17 protein-coding genes and 1 tRNA gene are annotated in these 21563 nt (G+C 57.9%); 8 read left to right on the top strand and 10 right to left on the bottom strand.

The genetic code is table 11. From position 1 onward, the window contains the following. Window positions 1-4: 4 nt before the first annotated feature. The 3 genes from AC3DKS_RS05960 to AC3DKS_RS05950 form a co-directional block, all read right to left on the bottom strand. A complete protein-coding gene (locus tag AC3DKS_RS05960; protein WP_012813704.1) occupies window positions 5-2827 on the bottom strand; it encodes a 2-oxoglutarate dehydrogenase E1 component in 2823 nt (940 codons plus the stop codon). A 108-nt stretch (window positions 2828-2935) separates the two neighbouring features. Further along, complete coding sequence (gene galE / locus AC3DKS_RS05955; RefSeq protein WP_474732032.1) at window positions 2936-3955, bottom strand: UDP-glucose 4-epimerase GalE; 1020 nt, start codon at window positions 3953-3955, stop codon at window positions 2936-2938. A 34-nt stretch (window positions 3956-3989) separates the two neighbouring features. Then, window positions 3990-5168 (bottom strand): DegT/DnrJ/EryC1/StrS family aminotransferase, encoded by a 1179-nt coding sequence (locus tag AC3DKS_RS05950; protein WP_272607623.1) that lies wholly within the window; start codon window positions 5166-5168, stop codon window positions 3990-3992. A 93-nt stretch (window positions 5169-5261) separates the two neighbouring features. Between AC3DKS_RS05950 and AC3DKS_RS05945 the strand changes: the two genes are divergently transcribed. The 6 genes from AC3DKS_RS05945 (at window position 5262) to AC3DKS_RS05920 (ending at window position 11846) form a co-directional block, all read left to right on the top strand. Further along, window positions 5262-6563 carry a 3-deoxy-D-manno-octulosonic acid transferase gene (locus tag AC3DKS_RS05945; protein ID WP_272607624.1) on the top strand — a complete coding sequence of 434 codons (1302 nt, stop codon included), beginning with the start codon at window positions 5262-5264 and terminating at the stop codon, window positions 6561-6563. A gap of 12 nt (window positions 6564-6575) precedes the next feature. Continuing rightward, on the top strand, window positions 6576-6806 hold the full coding sequence (locus tag AC3DKS_RS05940) for a hypothetical protein (protein ID WP_272607625.1): 231 nt from the start codon (window positions 6576-6578) through the stop codon (window positions 6804-6806). Window positions 6807-6950: 144 nt separating this feature from the next. Continuing rightward, window positions 6951-8264, top strand: a complete 1314-nt coding sequence (locus tag AC3DKS_RS05935) for a sugar porter family MFS transporter (RefSeq protein ID WP_012813709.1) — start codon at window positions 6951-6953, stop codon at window positions 8262-8264. A gap of 443 nt (window positions 8265-8707) precedes the next feature. Then, window positions 8708-11119, top strand: a complete 2412-nt coding sequence (locus tag AC3DKS_RS05930) for an Ig-like domain-containing protein (RefSeq protein ID WP_272607626.1) — start codon at window positions 8708-8710, stop codon at window positions 11117-11119. 207 nt (window positions 11120-11326) lie between these two features. After that, window positions 11327-11455, top strand: coding sequence for a hypothetical protein (locus AC3DKS_RS05925; protein ID WP_262500402.1), 129 nt, complete (start codon window positions 11327-11329; stop codon window positions 11453-11455). A 223-nt stretch (window positions 11456-11678) separates the two neighbouring features. Further along, entirely contained in the window at window positions 11679-11846 is a 168-nt protein-coding gene (locus tag AC3DKS_RS05920; RefSeq protein ID WP_012813712.1) for a lmo0937 family membrane protein, read from the top strand. A gap of 76 nt (window positions 11847-11922) precedes the next feature. Here AC3DKS_RS05920 and AC3DKS_RS05915 read toward each other — a convergent pair. Then, a tRNA-Leu gene (locus AC3DKS_RS05915) sits at window positions 11923-12004 on the bottom strand. Window positions 12005-12183: 179 nt separating this feature from the next. On the opposite strand from AC3DKS_RS05915, the gene AC3DKS_RS05910 reads away from it, so the two are divergent. Continuing rightward, window positions 12184-13020, top strand: a complete 837-nt coding sequence (locus AC3DKS_RS05910; protein WP_272607627.1) for a fumarylacetoacetate hydrolase family protein — start codon at window positions 12184-12186, stop codon at window positions 13018-13020. A 94-nt stretch (window positions 13021-13114) separates the two neighbouring features. Here the strand turns inward: AC3DKS_RS05910 and AC3DKS_RS05905 are convergent, their stop codons facing one another. The 6 genes from AC3DKS_RS05905 to uxaC all read right to left on the bottom strand — a co-directional run bounded on the left by AC3DKS_RS05905 (window position 13115) and on the right by uxaC (window position 20101). After that, the gene (locus tag AC3DKS_RS05905) at window positions 13115-14443 is read right to left on the bottom strand and encodes a Gfo/Idh/MocA family protein (protein ID WP_272607628.1); all 1329 of its coding nucleotides are present in this window, start codon (window positions 14441-14443) and stop codon (window positions 13115-13117) included. Window positions 14444-14449: 6 nt separating this feature from the next. Then, window positions 14450-15829: a 3-keto-disaccharide hydrolase gene (locus AC3DKS_RS05900; RefSeq protein ID WP_272607629.1), complete on the bottom strand. Its 1380-nt coding sequence runs from the start codon at window positions 15827-15829 to the stop codon at window positions 14450-14452. Window positions 15830-15922: 93 nt separating this feature from the next. Beyond that, a complete protein-coding gene (locus AC3DKS_RS05895; RefSeq protein WP_012813717.1) occupies window positions 15923-17218 on the bottom strand; it encodes a TRAP transporter large permease in 1296 nt (431 codons plus the stop codon). 3 nt (window positions 17219-17221) lie between these two features. Next, window positions 17222-17683, bottom strand: coding sequence for a TRAP transporter small permease (locus AC3DKS_RS05890; RefSeq protein WP_272607630.1), 462 nt, complete (start codon window positions 17681-17683; stop codon window positions 17222-17224). After that, window positions 17680-18684 (bottom strand): TRAP transporter substrate-binding protein, encoded by a 1005-nt coding sequence (locus AC3DKS_RS05885; RefSeq protein ID WP_012813719.1) that lies wholly within the window; start codon window positions 18682-18684, stop codon window positions 17680-17682. The genes AC3DKS_RS05890 and AC3DKS_RS05885 overlap by 4 nt, the downstream gene beginning before the upstream one ends. A gap of 19 nt (window positions 18685-18703) precedes the next feature. Then, window positions 18704-20101: a glucuronate isomerase gene (uxaC, locus tag AC3DKS_RS05880; protein WP_272607631.1), complete on the bottom strand. Its 1398-nt coding sequence runs from the start codon at window positions 20099-20101 to the stop codon at window positions 18704-18706. A gap of 233 nt (window positions 20102-20334) precedes the next feature. Between uxaC and AC3DKS_RS05875 the strand changes: the two genes are divergently transcribed. Further along, on the top strand, window positions 20335-21543 hold the full coding sequence (locus tag AC3DKS_RS05875; RefSeq protein WP_272607632.1) for a Gfo/Idh/MocA family protein: 1209 nt from the start codon (window positions 20335-20337) through the stop codon (window positions 21541-21543). Window positions 21544-21563 lie beyond the last annotated feature (20 nt).

Below are 21563 nucleotides of genomic sequence, written 5' to 3'. Positions count from 1 at the left end.
CGGGTCATTCTTCGTCCGTTGCCACATCCGCAGGAACCGGCCGGCTCATATTGTCTTTTTTCGGATCGAAAACATAATCGATTACCTGCTGGTGCCGCATCTTGGAGCGCGCCGGGCTGCCCGCTGCCGGGGAAGCGTAAAAGCGCCGCGAAGCCACGCGGAAACGCGAGGCATCCGGGAAGTGCATCATCAGGTGGCTCCAGGCACCCATGTTCCTGGGTTCCTCCTGTGCCCAAACCAGGTCTTCCGCATGGGAATATTTCTCGATAAGCTCCTCCATCTGCACCACCGGCAGCGGGAACAATTGTTCCAGGCGGACCAGGGCCACATCCTCCCTGCCCAGTTCCTCCCGGGCTGCGAGCAGGTCGTAATAAAATTTCCCCGTACAGAATACCAGGGATTTGACCTTTTTAACCGATGCCCCGGCATCGTCGATCACTTCCTGGAACCGGCCTTCCGCAAGTTCCTCTACCGTGGAGACGCATTTTGCATGCCGGAGCAGGCTCTTCGGGGTGAAAACCACCAGCGGTTTGCGGAAGTTGACCAGCATCTGGCGCCGGAGCAGGTGAAACAGGTTGGCCGGGGTACTGACATCAGCCACATACATATTGTCCCGGGCGCACAATTGCAGGTAGCGCTCCATCCGGGCCGAAGAGTGTTCCGCACCCTGGCCTTCATAGCCGTGGGGCAGGAAAAGCACCAGGCCGTTCTGCAACTTCCATTTGTCTTCCGCTGCCGAGAGATACTGGTCGATCATGATCTGGGCGCCGTTGCTGAAATCCCCGAACTGGGCTTCCCATATGGTGAGCGTGTTCGGGCTCGCCATGGCGTACCCGTATTCGAATCCAACCACCCCGTACTCGGAAAGCAGGGAATTGTAGATCTGGAAATCGCCCTGTTCCTCCGAGATATGGTTCAGCAGCAAGACCTCTTCCTCGCTTTCTTCCACCTTCATCACCGCGTGGCGGTGGGAGAATGTCCCCCGCTCCACGTCCTGCCCGGAAATCCGCACGTCGAATCCCTCCTGCAGGAGCGTGCCATAGGCGAGCAACTCCCCCATGGCCCAATCCAGGCGGTTGGTTTCAAAGAACATCTTGTGGCGCTCCTTGACGAGCTTGTCTACCTTGCGCAGGAATTTTTTGTCTTCCGGGAGTTGGGTAATCACCCGGGCAACCGCTTCCAGCTTGTCCTTCGGGACCCCTGTTTCCACCGGCTCCATCATTTCCCATTCCCGGACATTTTCAAACCCGTCCCATTCGTCGGCCATAAAGGCGGTAATCCGCGTTTTATCTTCCTTCTTGCTGTCCCGGAGTTCTTCCTCCAGCTTCGCTTTGTAGTCCTCTTCCAGCTTTTTGACAAAGTCCGCATCGATAACGCCTTCGGACATCAGCCGTTCCGCATAAATATCCCGGGGGTTTTGGTGCTTGGCGATGGCCTTGTAGAGCTTGGGCTGCGTAAACCGCGGCTCATCCCCTTCGTTGTGGCCGTATTTGCGGTAACCCAACAGGTCCAGGAATACATCCCGCCTGAATTTCATCCGGTATTCCAGGGCAAAGAGGGCAGCGTGCACAACGGCTTCCGCATCGTCCGCATTGATGTGGAGTACCGGGCTCAGGGTCACCTTCCCCACGTCCGTGCAGTACGTGGAGGTACGCCCGTCCAGATAATTCGTGGTAAAGCCGATCTGGTTATTGACCACAATGTGGATCGTACCGGCCGTGCCGTACCCGTCCAGGCCGGCCATCTGTACCACCTCGTAGGCAATGCCCTGGCCGGCGATGGCGGCGTCCCCGTGGACCACGATTGGCAGGACCTTGGAAAAATCCTCGGGGAAGTGCCGGTCCTGTTTGGCCCGGGTAATCCCTTCAACCACCGCCCCAACCGTTTCCAGGTGGGAGGGGTTGGGCGCAATGTTCATATTGATGCTATCCCCGGAATTCGTCTTCCGCATGGAGGTCCACCCCAGGTGGTATTTCACGTCCCCGTCAAAAATTTCCTGTTCGTAGTCCTTGCCTTCGAATTCGCTGAAGATATCGGTTGCGGGTTTCCCGAAAATATTTGTGAGTACATTCAGGCGGCCCCGGTGGGCCATTCCCATGACAAACTGTTGGACGCCCAGTTCGGCTGCCCGCTCCACGATGGCGTCCACCGCCGGGATCAGCGATTCATTCCCTTCCAGGGAAAAACGTTTCTGGCCGACGTATTTTGTGTGGAGGAAGCCTTCAAAGGAAACCGCCTCATTGAGTTTGCGGAGGATGTATTTTTTTCGTTCCGGGCTGAAATTCGGGTGGTTGTCATTGACGTTGAGCCACTGCTGGATCCACTCTACCCGCTCCGGGCTGCGGATATACATGTATTCCACGCCGATGGCGTCGCAGTAGATCCGCGTGAGGTGGTCGATGATCTCCCGCAGCGTGCTCGGGCCGATCCCAATGATATCCCCCGCGCTGAACACCTTCTCCAGGTCGGATTCCTCCAATCCGAAATTTTCGATTTCCAGGGAAGGCGTATAGGTGCGCCGCTCCCTTACCGGGTTCGTTTGGGTAAACAGGTGCCCGCGGCTGCGGTACCCGTCGATGAGCCGCACCACCTGGAATTCTTTTTTGAGCGAGAGCGGCATGGCCGCTTCATCCCCTCCGGCCGTGCGCACCACCCCGGCCTCCGCATCGATGCCGATTTCCTCCAGGGCGCTTTCCATCCCGAAATCAAATCCCTGGAAAAATGCGCGCCAACTGGGCTCAACACTGTCCGGGTGGGTGAGGTACCGATCGTATAGGTCTGAAAAAAAAGCGGTATGAGCCGCGTTTAAGAAGGAATATCTATCCATCTGAAATAATCTATGCCTCCGGCAAAATAATTTATCAAAAATACAATAATTCGCACCGAATGTCAGGAACGGGGGCCAGTTTTTGCATTACGGCATCCGACCCACCCCCTAGAGCTTCCGCACTTTTTTCTCCCAGGTCCATGCGGATGCCATGGCATCGTCCAGGGAGGACTCCGCTTTCCAGCCCAATTCGTTATTGGCGCGGGTGGTGTCCGCATAGGCTTCAACCACATCCCCGCTGCGGCGTCCCACCACCCTGAAATTCAGTTTTTCGCCCGAGACCCGCTCAAAACTCCGGATGACCTCCATCACGGAACTCCCCGTACCCGTCCCGATGTTGAACACCTCGTAATTGGACTGGTTCTGCTGCCCGAAAAGCCGCTCCAGGGCTACCACATGGGCACGGGCCAGGTCCACCACATGGATATAATCGCGGATGCAGGTGCCGTCAGGCGTGGGGTAATCGTCCCCAAAAACCGACAATTCCTCCCGCAGTCCCGCCGCCGTCTGGGTAATGAACGGCACCAGATTGGCAGGTACCCCCAGGGGCAACTCCCCGATAGCCGCACTGGGGTGCGCCCCGATCGGATTGAAGTAGCGGAGGGAAATCGCCCGGAGTTCCGGGTGTACCCGGCAGGTGTCCCGGATGATTTCCTCCCCCATTTGTTTCGTATTCCCGTAGGGCGATTCGGCGGGTTTCACCGGCGCATCTTCGGTAATGGGCATTTGGTCGGCCTGCCCGTAAACCGTGCAGGAAGAACTGAAGATAAAGGAACTCCCCCCCCTGGCCACCAGCTGTTGCAGCAGGTAAACCAGCGTGCCGATGTTGTTCTCGTAATAGAGCAGGGGCTTCTCGACGCTTTCCCCCACGGCCTTGGAGGCCGCGAAATGGATGACGCCGCCGAGGTCCGTATGGCGTGCAAAAAAATCGTTGACCGCAGCCTTTTCCCGGAGGTCCATTCGTTCAAATTCCGGCCGCTGCCCGGTGATTTCAAAGATCCCGTCCAGGACATCTTCCGAAGCGTTGGAACAGTTGTCGATAATCACTACCTGATGGCCTGCCTGCTGCAATTCCACCACCGTGTGGGAACCGATAAAGCCCAGCCCCCCGGTTACGAGTACTTTCATGAATTAAGCGTTTTTAAATGTTTGCATGGACCTGTTAAATCAACCCGCTGCTGGGTTCGGCCTGTTCGATAAATTCGAGGACGGTCCGGCAGATATACGCCAACTGTTCCTCATCCAGCTCCGTATGCATTGGCAGGGAAATCACCTCTTCCGACAGTTGGTTGGTGACCGCAAAATCCGACTCCTTGTAACGCGCATCCGCATAGGCCTTCTGCCGGTGCAGGGGTACCGGGTAATAGATGCCGTGCGGGATACCCGCCTCGGTGAGCCGCTTGGCCAGCGCATCGCGCTTGCCGCCTCCAATGCGCAAGGTGTATTGGTGGAACACGTGACAGTCGCAGGTATCGCATATGCCCTCACAGGACCTGACGGTAGTTGGCACGGTGATTCCTTCCTGGTCTTTGAAGGAGGCGTTGTAATACCGGGCCGCCGCGCGGCGTTTTTCGCAATACCGGTCCAGGTGCGGGAGCTTGGCGCGAAGTACGGCAGCCTGCAGGGAATCCAGGCGGGAATTCACCCCGACCACGTCGTGGTAATACCTTTGGTACATCCCGTGATTGACGATTCCCCGGATCCGGTGCGCAAGCGCATCGTCATCCGTAAAGAGGGCTCCCCCGTCTCCGTAGGCGCCCAGGTTTTTTGAAGGGAAGAAGGAGGTGGCTCCCACATGTCCGATGGCCCCTGCCTTCTGCAGGCGACCGTCGCTGAACAGGTAGTTGGCGCCGATGGCCTGGGCGTTGTCTTCTATGAGGAACAGATCGTGTTCGCGGGCAATCTCCAGCAGTGTCTCCATATCCGCACATTGCCCGAAAAGATGCACCGGGACGATGGCCCGGGTCTTGGGCGTAATGGCTTTGCGGACCGCTTCCGTATCGATGTTGAAGGTGTCCGGCTCCACATCCACCAAAACAGGGGTCAGGCCAAGCAGGGCGATGACCTCAACGGTGGCGGCGAAGGTGAAATCCGCAGTGATCACTTCGTCCCCGGGTTTCAGCCCGAGGCCCATCATCGCAATTTGCAGGGCATCCGTCCCGTTGGCGCAGGGAATCACGTGTTTAACCCCAAGGTAGGCTTCCAGGTCTTCCTGAAATGCTTTTACCTCGGGCCCGTTGATAAAGGCAGCGGATTCCAGGATGCTGTCAAAAGACTTCCTGACTTCTTCGCGTATATCCGCATACTGGCCCACGAGGTCGACCATTTGAATTTTTCGCATAGGTGTGCGTTGTCATCGCAAACTTACAAAATTCGGACCCCTCGGACAATGGAATTCCAAAAGAACCGTAATTTAGCCCAAAACCCGCTGCCGTTGTATTTCCTGTATGACTTGGCTGTTCGCCTGGCCTCGGTCTTTCTCCATATCCCGGCCGTATTCTCGCCCAAAATCCGGAGTTTCCTCAGGGGGCGCCGGGGGGTGATGGGTTACCTTGAATCCTTCCGGGAACCCGGCCGGCCGCTGATCTGGATGCACACGGCTTCCCTGGGGGAATTCGAGCAGGGACTGCCGGTCCTGGAGCGGCTCATGGTCGCCTATCCCGGCCATCAGTTCCTGGTGACCTTCTTCTCCCCTTCCGGATATGAGGTGAAAAAAGGGAAGGTGCCCGGGGCGGGCACCTGCTACCTCCCCCTGGATACGCGGCAAAACGTCCGGGAATTCCTGGATGGCGCCCGGCCGGATATCGCCCTCTTCGTAAAGTACGAGGTCTGGCCCAACTTCTTTGCCGGCCTTCGGAGCCGGGATATCCCGCTCGTTTTGTTCTCTGCCCGGTTCCGGGAGCGTCAGGTATTCTTTCAATGGTATGGCGGATTGATGCGGCGGGCCCTCCAGGGGGTGCGGCAATTTTACGTCCAGGATCCGTTGTCTTCATCCCTGCTAAATGATATCGGGATCCACCGGATTGCCGTCTGCGGGGACACGCGCCTGGACCGGGTCATGGAAATCCGGAGCCGCGACAACCGCCTGGACTTTATGGAGGCATTCGTCAAAGGGCGGAATTGCCTGGTTGCCGGCAGCACCTGGCCGGAGGACGAAAAAGCCATCCTTCCTTTTGTCCGGGCCCGGGCCGGGGCCACCTGCTGCGCGGTGATTGCCCCGCACAAAACGGATTCGAAAACCGTGGGTGAACTGATGAAGCGACTGGGCAGTGGGGCGGTAACCTACAGCGAGTGGTCCAAACGTCTGGAGGAGGCCGGGGGATTAGCCTCTGGCAAGTCCGGGGACACCCCCCGGGAACCCGGTCTCCCCGCCGGTGAAAACATCCTGGTGATCGACACCATTGGCCTATTGACCCGGATCTACAGCTATGCAGACCTGGCCTATGTGGGGGGCGGATTTGCCACCGGCCTGCACAACACGCTCGAACCGGCCGTCTTTGGCATTCCCGTCCTGATCGGGCCGCGCTATGCCGGGTTCCGGGAGGCGGAGGCACTGGTGGAAGCCGGAGGCATCCTCCCGGTGGCCGGGCCCCTGGAGTTTGAAGAAACCGCCGGGAAACTCCTGGACAACGCCACCTACCGCAGGCAAATCGGCGCGATCAACCGGGACTACATCGATAAAAATGCGGGCGCCAGCATCCAAATCCTTGCCGGGATCCGTAAATTGATTGGATAACCCCTTATCTCCATGTTTCGAATTGCTGCACGCCTGGCCCTGGCCGGCCTCTTGCTGATATTCCTGGGCTGCTTCCCCGACCTGCGCGAGAAGTCCCGCCGTGCGGACGAGGAAAACGCCGCCCCTGCGGCTCCGGATACGGCCGGGTTGCGCAACCGGCAAAAAGAACGGGATACACCCGGGCCGCCCCGAAAGGCCAAGGACACCCTCCGGCCTCGTATGGCTCTTGTTTCCGGCCGTTAACACCAAGGGGGAAATTTTCACGCTGAACGGGACTGCCAGGCAGCGGCTGGAGTGGGGAATGAACCTGCACGGCGCTGAGCCTTCACGCGCTTTAACCGCAATTTTTCTGTAGTTTTACCGGTATTGACCAAACAAATATCGGCGATGGATTCCAAAATCTTTAAAATATCCCTGATTGCGGCCCTGGCCGGTTTCCTCTTCGGCTTCGACACGGTGGTGATCAGCGGGGCGGAGAAGAAATTGCAGCTGCTCTGGGAAACTTCGGATGCCTATCACGGCACGGTAGTAATCGGGATGGCCCTATTCGGAACCGTGATCGGGGCGATCTTCGGCGGTTTCCCCACCAACCGGTTTGGCCGGAAGCGCACGCTCATCTGGATCGGGGTGCTGTATTCTGTATCCGCCATCGGATCGGCCCTTTCCAACGACCCGGTTACCTTCGGGATATTTCGTTTCCTGGGCGGGATCGGCATCGGGGCGTCTACCGTGGCAGCCCCCACCTATATCTCGGAAATTGCACCGGCAGACCAACGGGGCCGGCTGGTGGGCATGTACCAGTTCAATATCGTATTCGGCATCCTGGTGGCCTACTTTTCGAATTACCTGTTAAACGGCATAGGCGACAACGACTGGCGGTGGATGGTGGGCGTGGAGGCCTTTCCGGCCCTTATCTACACCGCATTTGCCTTTGGCATCCCAAAAAGCCCGCGTTGGCTGGTCACCCAACACCGTGAAGAGGAAGCTGCAGGCATACTGGAAAAGCTCGGCCTGAAGTTATCGGTGGGCGACATCGTCAGGGACCTGGAAGCGAATGTACAGGCAGGGGCCGAAACGATATTTATGAAAAAATACCGCTTCCCGCTGCTGCTGGCATTCCTCATTGCCTTTTTCAACCAGTTTTCCGGGATCAATGCATTTCTGTACTACGCCCCCAGGATCTTTGAGCTGGCAGGCCTTGAAGAGAGTACGGCCCTGCTCAGCAGTATTGGCATCGGGGTGACCAACCTGGTTTTTACGCTTTTGGGCATTTACCTTATCGACCGGCTGGGCAGGCGGACGCTCATGTACTACGGATCCTTCGGCTATATCGTCTCCCTGGCTTTGGTGGCGGCTGCCTTCTTCTTTAACTGGACCGGGATGGCCGTCCCCATTTTCCTCTTTGTATTCATCGCCTCCCACGCCATCGGTCAGGGGGCGGTGATCTGGGTATTTATCTCGGAAGTCTTCCCGAACCACCTGAGGGGCTCGGGCCAATCCTTTGGCTGTTCGGTCCACTGGGTCCTCGCATGGCTCATCCCTTCTTCGGTACCCTTCCTGATGTCGTGGATCGGGCCCGCCCCGGTATTCGGATTTTTTGCCTTTATGATGGTCCTGCAATTGTTATTCGTCCATTTCATGATGCCGGAGACCAAAGGAATCTCCCTGGAGGAACTCAGCAAACGCCTTCTGCGCAAATAAGGCCTGTTGCCGGAAAATCGCCTGCTGCTGGAATAGCCCGCATGCCATCGGCTGCCGCCGAGTGGGTGCCGGGTTCTTGATGATTTCCCAAAGAAATGCCGGGTTCCGCCGAATGAAATACCGGGTTCCGGACCTGTCTGTTGCGGGAAATTTCGCCGGGAAATATGGGAAACCGACCCTATGGGCGTGCTGGCATGTACCGAATGTTAACAAATTGTGACTCAATCCATTATTTTTCAACAGCGTATTGTTTTTGGCGAAAAAAATCCCTTTTTTTGTGCCCCATAGACAAATGGTATCCTTTTGTCGATGAAATACAGGTGATACTTTCCCCCATTCACCGCTTTAACGAACCATTCATGTAACCCCACCATGCACGAACGTTTCGCCATAGCGATCCTATACCTTCTTATTAACCCCACAAACACATCAATTTCATGAGCGTGAAAACTACCCTAATGCTCTTTTTGGGCATTTTACTATCGTACAACATGTCGGCCCAATGCAGCGGCGCCACATTTGAAGAAGAAAACGGCATCGCCGTAATCCAGGCAGAAAACGTGAATCTCACGGGTGCCTGGCGACAGCAGTCCGGCAATGGTTCCACGGGCAATGGCTATATCACCTGGACCGGGTCCCAATCGTTTCAAACACCCGGGACCGGTACCATTCAATATACCGTCAGAATCAACAATCCCGGAACCTACCGGTTTAAATGGAGAAGTCGTGTCGGCGAAGGAAACAGCAGCACCGAACACAACGATACCTGGCTGCGGATCCAGAACGTCAATGATTTTTACGGCCTGCGCGGCAATAGCCGGGTTTATCCCCGGGGATCCGGAAAATCACCTGCGCCGGAAGGTGCCAGTTCCAATAACTGGTTCAAGATTTATATGAACAATCTGGGCTGGGACTGGAGAACCGTGACCAGCGATTTCGATGCCCATGATGTCTATTTTCAGGTGAACAGTCCGCGAGTAATTACCATCCAGCTGTCCGCAAGGTCCCGGAACCACTTTATCGACCGGATGGTCGTCTATAAAGAGAATCAATATTCGGAGGCGGCTTCTGAAAGCCTCTCCCGTGCCCAGACCATCTGCGACGGCAGCAGCAACCCACCCCCACCCCCACCACCCGATGGAGGCGGAGATGACAACAACGCGCCGACGGTCAACATCACCAACCCCGATAACGGTGAGAGTTTCGCAGCAGGTAGCAGCGTAACCGTTCAGCTGAATGCCAACGATTCGGACGGCAGCATTGCCCAACACCAGATCTTCCTAAATGGAAACCTGGTGGACACGGACGGTGCAAATTACACGCCCTATACGATCCAGAATCTCGCCAGCGGGAATTATACCATCCGGGCGCTCGTTACCGATAACGACGGGGCCACAGATGATGCCACAGTAAGTATTTCCGTGGGTAGCGCACCCCCACCCTCCGGTGGAGGTGGCGATGATGGCGGCGACGAAGACCCGCCTGCTTCAGACGGCGCCATCGAAAGTCTGACCCTGGTAAATACGGCGAACAACGCCAATATTGCCAACATCACCAACGGCCTGACGCTGGACAAGTCCAACCTGCCGGCCAACCTGAGTATCCGGGCTAATACGAGTTCGGCCTCCATAGGCAACATCAATTTCACCCTGTCCGGCCCGATCAATCAGTCTAAAACGGAAGGGGACGACCCATACTACCTATTCGGGGATATCGGGGTGGACCCGATAGGCCGGAATTTTCCTCCGGGAACGTATAGCATCACGGCCCAGGCCGTGAACGGCAACACGCTGAGCTACAACTTTACAATTACCGACAATGGCGATGGCGATGGCGGTGGCGACAACCCTCCCCCGCCACCACCTTCCGGAGACAGCGGCGTGGTTCGCCTGGTATTGGTCAATGCAGCCAACAACACGGAAATTGGCGTGCTCACCCCGGGCATCGAGCTCAATGCGGACGACCTGCCCAACAGCCTGAGTATCCGGGCAGACACCGACCCGGTAGACGTGGGCAATGTCCTCTTTGATCTGTCGGGCCCTATCAGCAACACTCAGAATGAAGGCCTCGCCCCGTACTATGTATTCGGCGATATCGGGGTGGACCCGGTTGGCCGGTCCTTTCCCAACGGGAATTATACTGTTACGGCGAACCCGTCTACCGGGCAAACCCTGAGCCTGTCGTTCTCGATTGTTTCAGGTGGGGGCAGTACGCCGCCCCCTGCGGACGACGATGTCACGTTTACCCTAATCGATGCCAATTCGAACCAGGTGGTCCGGAACCTGACCTCCGGGACAAATATCAGCAGTCCTTTTGACCGGAATATCCGGGTGACGACTACGGCGTCAGGGGTGGAAAGCGTTTTGATGGTCCTGAATGGGGCGCAAAATCGCACCCAGACTGAGAATCTGGCCCCCTATGCCCTCTTTGGGGATAACGGAGGCAATTACAACGCAAATGACTTCCCGAATGGCAGTTATACGCTGACGGCAACATTCTATGCAGGCCCGAACGCAAGCGGCAGCGTGATAGCACGCGAAACGCTCTCATTCACAACCTCGGGCAACAACACCAGCGGGAAAACGAGCGGAGTATTGACCAAAACCATCGCCTACCCGAATCCCGTACAGGGGCGCGAGGTAAACCTGAAGTTTCCGATCCCCAAAAACAACCCATTGGAATACCGGCTGATTTCGTCCGGCTTCCAGGTGCTGGGTACGGGTACCATGGATGCCCAGGGCAGCGATGAGACCAATGTGTCCATCCAGTCGCTCGAACAGGCGCCGTCCGGAATCTACTACCTGATCATTACCGACGGTGTCATTACCGAGTCGGTCAAGATCATCAAAGAGTGACGGGCTAGTTGCCAGCTCATATAAAACCCCCGGTTTCCCGGGGGTTTTTTATTTCCAACGGTTACGGCCGCACTATCTGAAGGAGCCGGCCCGCTCCGTGTCCCAAATACACTTCCACGGGGATTATCGGATGTTTGTCGATTTCAGCCGGGGCCGAAGCTGCTATTGCCCTGTAATTTAGTATCTTGTTGGAAACACTTTATGATTATGGAAGATCAAATATCTGTGGGGACACGATTCCTGAACGGCTTCCTGACCGTGATGGTGGTGCTGCTCGTACTGGTACTCGGTGCAGTAATCATCTCCCTTATCCTGGCAGCCTTCGGAGTTTTCTGACATCTCCGGACCAATACCCTGATTGTAGAAACCTGTGGAGCGTTAAACGTTTCCGGCCATCCCCCAGTGTAACATCCGGGGGTTTTTTTTTGGTTTTTTCTGATAAATCATCAGGTTGCCAGCACGTTGCCCGGATGGTTTGTGCCCATATTTTTTGCACATGCGAACACGATTGTTTAACAAATAGGCGACATTACAAGGGTAATCATCAAAAGCAACCTCTATGAAATCTATTCTCTGGCTCGTAGCCGTTATCTGTATTATCGCATGGCTCCTCGGCCTGCTCGGAATCATCCCCGGACTGGGGACCAGCAGCCTGATCCACGTATTGCTCGTAATTGCAGTGATTGTAATCCTTTACAATATTATCTCAGGACGTAAAGCACTATGACCGGGGGAAGCACCAAACGCGAGATCAAGTAGCCCTGAAACCAAAAAACCCCTCTGTCCGGAGGGGTTCTTTTTTGTACAGGTGAGAGGACTCGAACCTCCAAGCCTTGCGGCACTAGTACCTGAAACTAGCGTGTCTACCAATTCCACCACACCTGCATCCCGGGTAAGTCCTTTTCAGGACCCGGTCCGATTTCACTTAAATCGGGTGGCAAATGTACTGTTTTTTGAAAATGTGAACAAAGAAATTTTTCTTTTCCCGGGGTAACCCGGTATTTTTTTTCAACCTGCCCAATCCTGCACGTCACAAAACAGATATCGCGTATATTTATTCACATATGAAAATCTACAACACCACCGCCGGACCCGTTGCCGATGAGAACGGTTCATTTTTTCTGTTAGACGCCGCCTGGGACGCCCTGGCTTCCCATACGGCTCCCCGGCAGAAGGCAGCCGAACTCCTGAGGAGCGCAACGCCTGCAGACAATCCGCTCGGATCCCCCCAAACGCTTTTGCCCCCGATAGGCCGGCAGGAGGTCTGGGCATCCGGGGTAACCTACTACCGGAGCCGGAGCGCCCGGATGGAGGAATCCCGGGACGCGGGGGGCGGCTCATTCTACGACCGGGTCTACGAGGCAGACCGGCCCGAATTGTTTTTCAAGGCGGCTCCCTATCGCGTGACTGGCGACGGAGGGGCCGTGCGGATCCGCAAGGATTCCGGGTGGGACGTCCCGGAGCCCGAACTCACGCTGCTCCTGAACCCGATGGGTGCCATTACCGGCTACACCATCGGAAATGACATGAGTTCCCGCAGCATCGAAGGGGAAAACCCGCTTTACCTGCCCCAGGCCAAGTCCTATGACGGATCCACAGCCCTTGGGCCCTGCCTCTACCTGCCGGAGTCCCCCCTCCCCGGGGATACGGAAATAAGGATTGTCATCTTGCGCAACGGGTCGGAGGCCTTTGCGGGGCAGGTGGAGATTTCGCAGATTAAGCGGTCGTTTGAGGAACTGGCCACCTGGCTGTACCGCGAAATGTCCTTTCCCTATGGGTGCTTTTTGATGACGGGTACGGGAATTGTCCCCCCGAATGACTTCTCGCTGAAGCCCGGAGACGAAATCCGTATTACCATCCCGCCCATCGGGACGCTGAGCAACACGGTGGCAGGCAACTGAACCCGGCTCCCCGGGGAACCGCCAGGGAATTCGCGGCCGGGGTTGCCCGGGATCGCCCTGAGGCAGGAGGCAGCCCGCAGTACAGCTCCGGCTACTACACCTTCAATTCCCAGCCTTTCTCGTAGGAACGGCCCCAGGACTGCATCGCTTTTTCGCTGTTGAACACCTTCCCGGTTGCAGGATCTACCGTCAGGTCGTGGCCGGCATCCTGGGCCATGTTCCCCAGGTGGCACAGCATGGTGGATTTACTCGCATCGTCTATGGGTGCGGCCAGGACATCGCCCTTGCGGATGGCGTCGAAGAAGTTGGCCACATGGGCCACATCCAGGCTTCCGATCCCCTGGGTGTCCGTGGTGGCGCTGAGTTCGGGCTCAAACTCAAACTGTACCGGGTTCCCGCCCAGGTCGTACCGCTTGTAGTAATTCCGGCTGAGCTCAATGGTGCCCTTGTCCCCGTAAATGGTAATCCCACGGCCGGGTCGCTCGGGTTTCATCATTCCCCGGCTGTGACCCGTCCAGGTGATGAATTTACCCCCCGCAAACTCAAAAGTGGCCTGCTGGTTATCCGGGAACTCCCAGTCGTCGTCATAGGTGAATTTTCCGCCGAACGAGCTGACCCGTTGCGGCAGGTCTACCCCGAGTGCCCAGCGGCAAATGTCGATTTCGTGCGTGCCGTTGTTGTGGATCTCCCCCGTACCCCAACGACGGAACCAATGCCAGTTGTACGGGTGTACGTTGTCCCGGTAGGCCGTTCGCGGGGCAGGCCCCTGCCAGAGCTCCCAATCCAGGGTATCCGGAACGGGAATTTCCCTGCCGGTTCCGATAGACCCCCGGTTGTTCGAATAATAGGCTTCCCCTTTGTAGACATTCCCGATAACGCCCTTTCGGATATCGTCGATTGCCTGGATGGAGGTTTTGGCCGAACGTTGCTGGTTGCCCATCTGAACGACCTTGCCGTATTTCTTTTGCGCGGCCACCAGCATCTCGTTTTCCGCCGGGTTGTGGCTGCAGGGTTTTTCCACATAGACGTGCTTGCCTGCCTGCAGGGCCATGATCGCCATGGGGGCGTGCCAGTGTTCGGGGGTGGCGATAAAGACTGCGTCCACCTCCGGGTCGTCCAGGATGCGACGGAAGTCCTTTTCCACCTGGGGTACGGATCCAAGCCGTTTCTCGCACCAGGCGTTGTGTTCCTCCAGGATGCTGTCATCCACATCGCAATTGTATTTCAGGATGGCATCCGGGTAGGCGTTGATGGCCAGCACATGCGCCTTGCCCCGGCTACGGATGCCGATACAGGCGCACACCACTTTTTCATTCGCCCCCAGGATTCCCGACAGGCCGGCCTGGGGGAACAGGGATGCATGCAGGCCAAGGGCTGCGGCCGATGCGGAGGTTGTACGTATAAAATCTCTTCGAGTTGCCATGGATTCTCAGTTTAGTGTTTTGATCTTGATGTTCCGGAAACTTACCCGGTTGCCGTGGTCCTGCAGCAGGATATGCCCGCGCCCGGCTTCCCCGAAGCCCGGCCAGATTTTGTATTTGCTTTCCGATACCAGCTGGCGGTAGGCGTCGCTGCCTCGCTCGTATTCCAGCACTTTCACCCCGTTGAGCCAGTGTTCCACATGCCCGTCCCGCGAGAGGATCCGCGCCGTATTCCACTGCCCGATCGGGTTGACGGGCTTGGCGGGGTCCGCCCGGATCAGGTCGTACAGGGAGGCCATGGTCCGGCTACCCTCGTGGTTGCCCAGTTTGGCATCCGGGTGGCGCTCGTCGTCCAGGATCTGGTATTCCAGGCCGATGGCCGAGCCTTCCCCTTTGTTCAATTCGGTGTCCACATAGTATTTGATGCCGCTATTGGCACCTTCGGTAATCCGGAAATCCACGCGGAGGTCAAAATCCCCGTACAGCGAATCGGTGACGATATCGCCCCCTGCCTCGGATTCGCCTCCGCCGGATGCCAGAACGGTCAACACCCCGTCTTCGATTTCCCAGCCGTAATCCGGGAAGTCTTTAAGACGGGCCCCGTGCCAACCTTCCGTCGATTCCCCGTCCCAGAGGAGCTGCCAGCCATCCTCCTTTTCGGCCTGCGTCAGGTTGTTTTTGGTGACCACCGGTTCCAGGGGCGTATCCCGGGAATAAGCACGTGCCAGGCTGTCCGTCAGAATCCGGATATCCCTCCAGATAATTTCCGTCCCGGCCTGTGCGTCGTCCCCGATGCTGTGAACCTGCAGGGCGATAAAGCCTTCTGAGGTTTTGTCGTCTATCAGGTGGGCAGCGGGCACCCCGTTAATCCAGGTCTTCAGCGTATCGCCGATCGCTTCGATCCGGTAGTGGTTCCAGTCGCCCTGCCGGAATGCCGCCTGGGCGTCCGGGTTGTCGGTAACCGGGACGAGCCAGCCGCGGCGCGCCTCATCGTAAATCCCTGCGCTCCAGCCCCGGTCGGAAGGGTCGATTTCAATCTGATACCCGTGGACCCGCCCGTCCATATAATAGTCGTGGCTGTTGCTGCGTACCTGTATCCCGGAATTCATCGTGGAGTCCACCAGGTATTCCAGTTCCAGGATGAAGTCTTCGTACAGCTGCTCGGTGGCCATGAAGGAATTCGGCGTGTCGTGGACGGTGGTTCCCACGATGGCCCCGTCCCGTACGGCGTACTCGGCCTCCCCCCCGAGCTGGGTCCAGCCGGAGAGATCTTCCCCGTTAAAGAGTTCCTGCCAGGGGGTATCGTCTTCGGGTCCGCCCGCGCAGGCCGCCAGCAAAAGGAGTGCCGATAACACGGCTGCCGGATGCGTCATTCTGATGCGATTCATTGGTTGCATTGATTTTGGTTGTTTATATTCTTCTAATTGATCAATCCTTTTGGGTCGGCCGTTTTTTATCCCGGCAACATCTGCCTGCGCGGCCTACAGGTCAAAAAGCGATGGCAGCCACAGGCTGAGTTCCGGGATATATGTCACCAGGAACAGGGCGATGATCATGGCCACAAACAACGGCAGCAGGGGTCGGACCACTTTTTCGATACTGGTTTTGGCAATCCCTACGCCCACAAACAACACGGATCCCACCGGGGGCGTGCACAGCCCGATACACAGGTTCAGGATCATGATGATTCCGAAATGCACCGGGTCGATCCCCAATTTGGTCACCACCGGTAAAAAGATAGGGGTAAATATCAAAACCGCCGGGGTCATATCCATAAAGATGCCCACCAGCAAGAGGATCAGGTTAATCAGGATCAGGATGGCCACCTTATTGTCGGTAATGCCTAGCAGCCCTTCGCTGATTTCCTGGGGGATGTGTTCATAGGAAAGCGCCCAGGACATGCTCATGGACGCGCCGATAAGCAGCATGACAATAGCCGTGGTTGCCGAGGCGTCCAGGGCGATACGGGGCAGGTTGTCCAGGGTGATTTCCCGATACACCAGGCCCAAAACCAGACTGTACAGGACGGCAATGGCGGAGGCTTCGGTAGCCGTAAAAATCCCGGCCACAATCCCCCCGATTACCACCACCAGCAGCAAGAGGCTTGGCACGGCATCCAGGAATGTCCGGAAAACCTGCCCGACGCTGCTGCGCTCCCCGGTCCGGTATCCCTTTTTCCGCGCCCAGGCCCAGGCGACGACCATCAGGAAAAAACCCGTCAGGATGCCCGGGATATAGCCGGCAAGGAAGAGGGCGGCAATGGATGCGCCCCCGCTGGCCAGGGAATAGACAATCAGGATATTACTGGGCGGGATCACCAGGCCGGTGGTAGCCGAGGTGATATTCACGGCCGCTCCGAACTCCCTGTCGTACCCCTGCTTTTCCATTTCCGGCCCGAGCATGGTTCCCATGGCTGAAGCGGAGGCCAGGGCCGAACCCGCAATGGCCCCCATGAGCATGGCGGAAATAATATTTATAAGTGCCAGCCCCCCTGGCAAGGCCCCCACCAGGGTTTTGGCAAAGTCGATCAGCCGGCGGGCAATGCCGCCCCGGTTCATGAGTTCCCCGGATAGGACAAAAAACGGAATGGCCAGCAGCGCAAAACTGTCCAGCCCGGCCGCTATTCGCTGGGAAACGGTCGTTAGGGCCGGCAGCATCGGGATACTCACCAGGAGCGTGAGCGTGGCGGAAACGACGATGCTCCAGGCCACGGGCGTTCCGATGGCCAGCAGGCAGATAAAACTCAGGATGAGGACAAGCAGCGGGATATATTCCATGGTTCAGTGCCTTAACAGGTCGTGGGATTTATAGTAGATAACGATCAGGCCGCTGAGCGGGATCACCAGGTAGACGTATGCCAGCGGCAGGCGGAGGGCCGGGGAGTATTGTTCCAGGACATAGGTGACAAAGACCAGCCGGCCACCCCCGATAACCAGCCCGAAAAAACAAAAGAGCAGGATAATCCAGTTCACCGCCTGCCGCAGCCGGCGTTGCGTCCCGGGTTTCGCCCGGCGGGGGAGGATGTCGATGGCTACGTGCCCGTTCTTCCCGGCCACATAGGCGGCGCCGAGCACCCCGAGCCAGATCATCAGGTAGCGGGCAAGCTCATCGGTAAACGAGCTGGGCGTTCCCAATACGTACCGGCTGAAGACCTGCCAGAGCACGTTCAGCACCATGGCCGTCATGATAAGTATCAGGGCGGAGGCGAGTAACCGGTCCAGGCGTTGGCGAAAGGTCTTCATTGCTGAAATTCTTTGATTTGACGGATGAGCCGGCCCAGGGTGGTATCGGCCTCGTAAAGCCGGTAAGCCTCCCGGGACCCTTCGGCAAAGGGCCGTTTGTCCGGACGGGATATTTCAACCCCGGCCGCCGCGACCTTTTCGAGGGCTTCCGCCTCTGCCAGGGCCCACAATTCGCGCTGGTAGGCAATGGAGTTATCCGCTGCTTCCCGGATCCAGGCCTTTTCCTGCTCGTTCAGTTGGTCCCAGAACCGGGTACCCGCAATCAGTACGTCCGGAGAGAAGGTGTGCTCATCCAGGGAATAGTACTTACAGACCTCGTAGTGCCTGGCCAGGTAGAAACTCGGGGGGTTGTTTTCGGCGGCATCTACCACCCCCTGCTGCAGGGCCGTGTAGAGTTCCCCCCAGGAAATCGGGGTTGGGGCACCCCCCATGCTGCGGATCATGTTGATGGCCGTAACGCTTTCCATCACCCGGACTTTTTTGCCCACCAGGTCATCCGGATGGGTAATTGGCTGGTCCATGGCGTAAAAACTCCGGAAACCGGCATCGTAAAACCCAAGGCCCTTCAGCCAGAATTCCAGGCCGTCGTCCAGGAGTTCCTGCCCTATTGGGCCGTCCAGGATCTCGAAGGCCGCCTCCCGGTCGCGAAACAGGTAGGGCAGCCCGAGGATCCGGGTTTTGGGCGCAAAGTTCTCCAGGGTGGCCGCCGATACCTTGGTCATGTCCAGGGTGCCGATCTGCAGCAGTTCCAGGATTTCCCGCTCGCTACCCAGTTGCTGGTTCGGGAAGATTTCCATCCGCAGACGCCCCCCCGACAGCCGCTCGAGGTCCTCCCCCATCCGCACCATGGCCAGGTGGACGGAGTGCGTGACATCCAGGCCGTGGGCCAGGTGGATGGTCCGCCCGGGGGGTCCCTGCCGGCAGCCGGCCAACACGAGGCAGAGGCCGGCCCCAATCAGGAAGGCTCGAATGGTTTTCAGGGATGTGCGTTTACGGTTCACTGGGGCGGATGCATTTGTTTTAAAAATCAAAATACGCCTTGGCATTGAAGTAGCAGATGTCGCGGACGATTTTTCCCAGAAAGTCGGTGTCGTCCGGTAAACGGCCCCGTTCGATATCCGCCCCCAGCAGGTTGCAAAGCAGCCTGCGGAAATACTCGTGCCTGGGGAAGGAAAGCAGGCTGCGGGAATCCGTCAGCATCCCCACAAAACAACTGAGCAGGCCCATGTTCGACAGGGCATCCAGCTGCCGCTCCATCCCCTGGAGCTGGTCGTTGTACCACCAGCCGGAACCGAACTGGATCTTCCCCCGGATACTGCCGTCGTTGAAATTGCCCGCCATGGTGGCGAAAACCTCGTTCCAGGAGGGGTTCAGGTTGTAAAGGATGGTCTTTGCCAACTGGTCCGACCGGTCCAGGTGGTCCAGAAAGCCCGCCAGGCCGCGGGCCTGGGGGAAGTCCCCGATGGAGTCGAAACCCGTATCCGGGCCCAGGGTCTCCCGCATACGCGTGTTGGTATCCCTCAGGGCGCCCAGGTGGAACTGCTGCACCCAGCCGCGGCTGTGGTATTGCCGGCACAGGTGGCTCAGGGTCGCAAATTCGAAATAACGCATCTCCTGCGGCTCTGGGACACGCCCGGCCTGGACATCCCGGAAAAGTTTCTCGATGTCGCAGTAGGGGGTGGCGAAAAAAGCGAGTTGTCCCAAACCGTGATCGGCAATCCGGCAACCCTGTTTGTGAAAATACGCCAGGCGCGCGTCCAGGGCCTGCAACAAATCGGCGTAATTGCGGATGCTCATCCCGGCGGCCGTCTCGAGCCGGTCCAGGTAGCGGCTGTACGCCTTCGGGTCGCCGATGGAATAGGCGGCATCCGGCCGGAAGGCCGGCAGCAGTCGCGGGCCGGTTTTAAGGGATTGCGCCTGACGGTGAAACTCCAGGGAATCGACCGGGTCGTCCGTGGTGCAGACCACTTCTACCCGCATCCTGCCCAGCAGACCCCGGGCACTATGCGAAGGTTGCCGCAGCTGGAGGGATGTCTGCTCGTAGATGTCCCGTGCGTTTCGCTCGTCCAGCAGGTCGGTAATCCCAAAATATCGCTGGAGCTCCAGGTGGGTCCAGTGGTACAAGGGGTTTCGTACGGTTTGCGGGACCGCCCAGGCCCATTTCATAAACTTCTCCTCGTCCGGGGCGTCCCCCGTGATATATTCCTCCCCGATCCCCAGGGTGCGCATGGCGCGCCATTTGTAGTGGTCGCCCGAGAGCCAGGCCTGGGTACTATTTTCGAAATTATGGTCCGTGGCAATTTGCCGGGGGGAAAGGTGGTTGTGGTAGTCGATGATCGGCAGGTCTGCGGCGTAGTCAAAATACAGCGTACGGGCCTGGGGGGATTCCAATAAGAAGTCTTCCCGGATAAAGGTCATGGTTGTTTGTTCAGTTTGGCAGGGGGGCCACCGGCCATTCGGCAACTCAGTCACCCGGCTGCATAGCCACGTGTACTTCAGACACGTTTTACTAAAATAGGAAAAGTCGGGGAGGAAGCAACGGGGGTCCGCCGAAAATTCCGTGTCGCTGGCGGCCGGCCACCCCGTAACGGGATATCGGGCTGGCTTTGGGGTGATTTCCCTACATTTAGATACACAAACCACCACCCAACATGCGAATTTCCCGATTTCCGAAGCCTATGGGCCGGTTGCCGAAAAGAAACATCGGCCGGCAACTACTGGCCACCGTCCTTTTCCTTTTGGCGAGCGGTTATGCCCTGGCCCAGCCGGAAGTTGCAGAAAGCCGCAATCCGCTATCCGCGAATGCGCCGATGCGCGTGGGGGTGGCCAGCCTGACCCACGGGCATGTGAACTGGGTATTTTCAAGCGCTGCCCGGGGGGATATCGAAATTGCCGGAATCGCCGAGCCCAACCGGGAAGTGGCCCGGAAATATTGCGAGCAGTACGGCTACCCCACCGATCGCGTCTACGAGAGCCTCGAGGCCATGCTCGATGCGGAGAACCCCGAGGCGGTTTCCGCCTTCGGCACGATTTACGACCACCTGGACATCGTAAAGGCCTGCGCGCCCCGCGGCATACACGTCATGGTGGAAAAACCCCTGGCGGTGAACCTGGAGCACGCAAGGGAAATGGCGGCCCTGGCCCGGGAAAACAATATCCATCTCCTGACCAATTACGAAACCACCTGGTACGCCAGCAACCACGAGGCGTATCGCAGGGCGGTCGGCGACTCGGCCATCGGGGCCATCCGGAAGATCCGGGTCCGGGACGGGCACCGGGGACCGAAGAAAATCGGGGTGCCGCCGGAATTCCTCGCCTGGCTGACAGACCCGGAGCTCAACGGAGGGGGCGCCCTGACCGATTTTGGCTGCTACGGGGCCAACCTGATCACCTGGCTGATGAACGGGCAGCGGCCCGAAAGCGTCACCGCCATCACCCGGCAATTGCAGCCGGAAAACAACCCGGAAGTGGAGGACGAGGCCATCGTGCTCCTGGAATACCCCGGTGCCGCGGGCATTATCGAAGCCTCCTGGAACTGGCCCATCGGGCGCAAGGACCTGGTGATCCACGGGTTAACCGGGTCGGTGTTTGCGGATAACCGCCACGATTTCCGGGTGCGGATAGCGGAGGGCTATGACGGGTTCCGGGAAGAATCCCTCCGCCTGGAAGAGCGGCCCGCCCCCCTGAACGACCCCTTCCTGTATTTCACCGCCGTCGTGCGGGGCAACATCCATCCCGACCCGATGGCCCTCTCCTCCCTGGAGAACAACCTGATCGTCATGGAAATCCTCGATGCGGCGCGCCGGAGCGCGGAGGCGGGAAAAACCGTTAAACTCCGAACCCGTTCAACCCAAGACTGATAACCGACCTCATCCAACCT

Source organism: Robiginitalea sp. (assembly GCF_982776155.1).
Note: the sequence above shows the minus strand (reverse complement) of the source record. Positions and strands in the feature narration are given on the sequence as shown.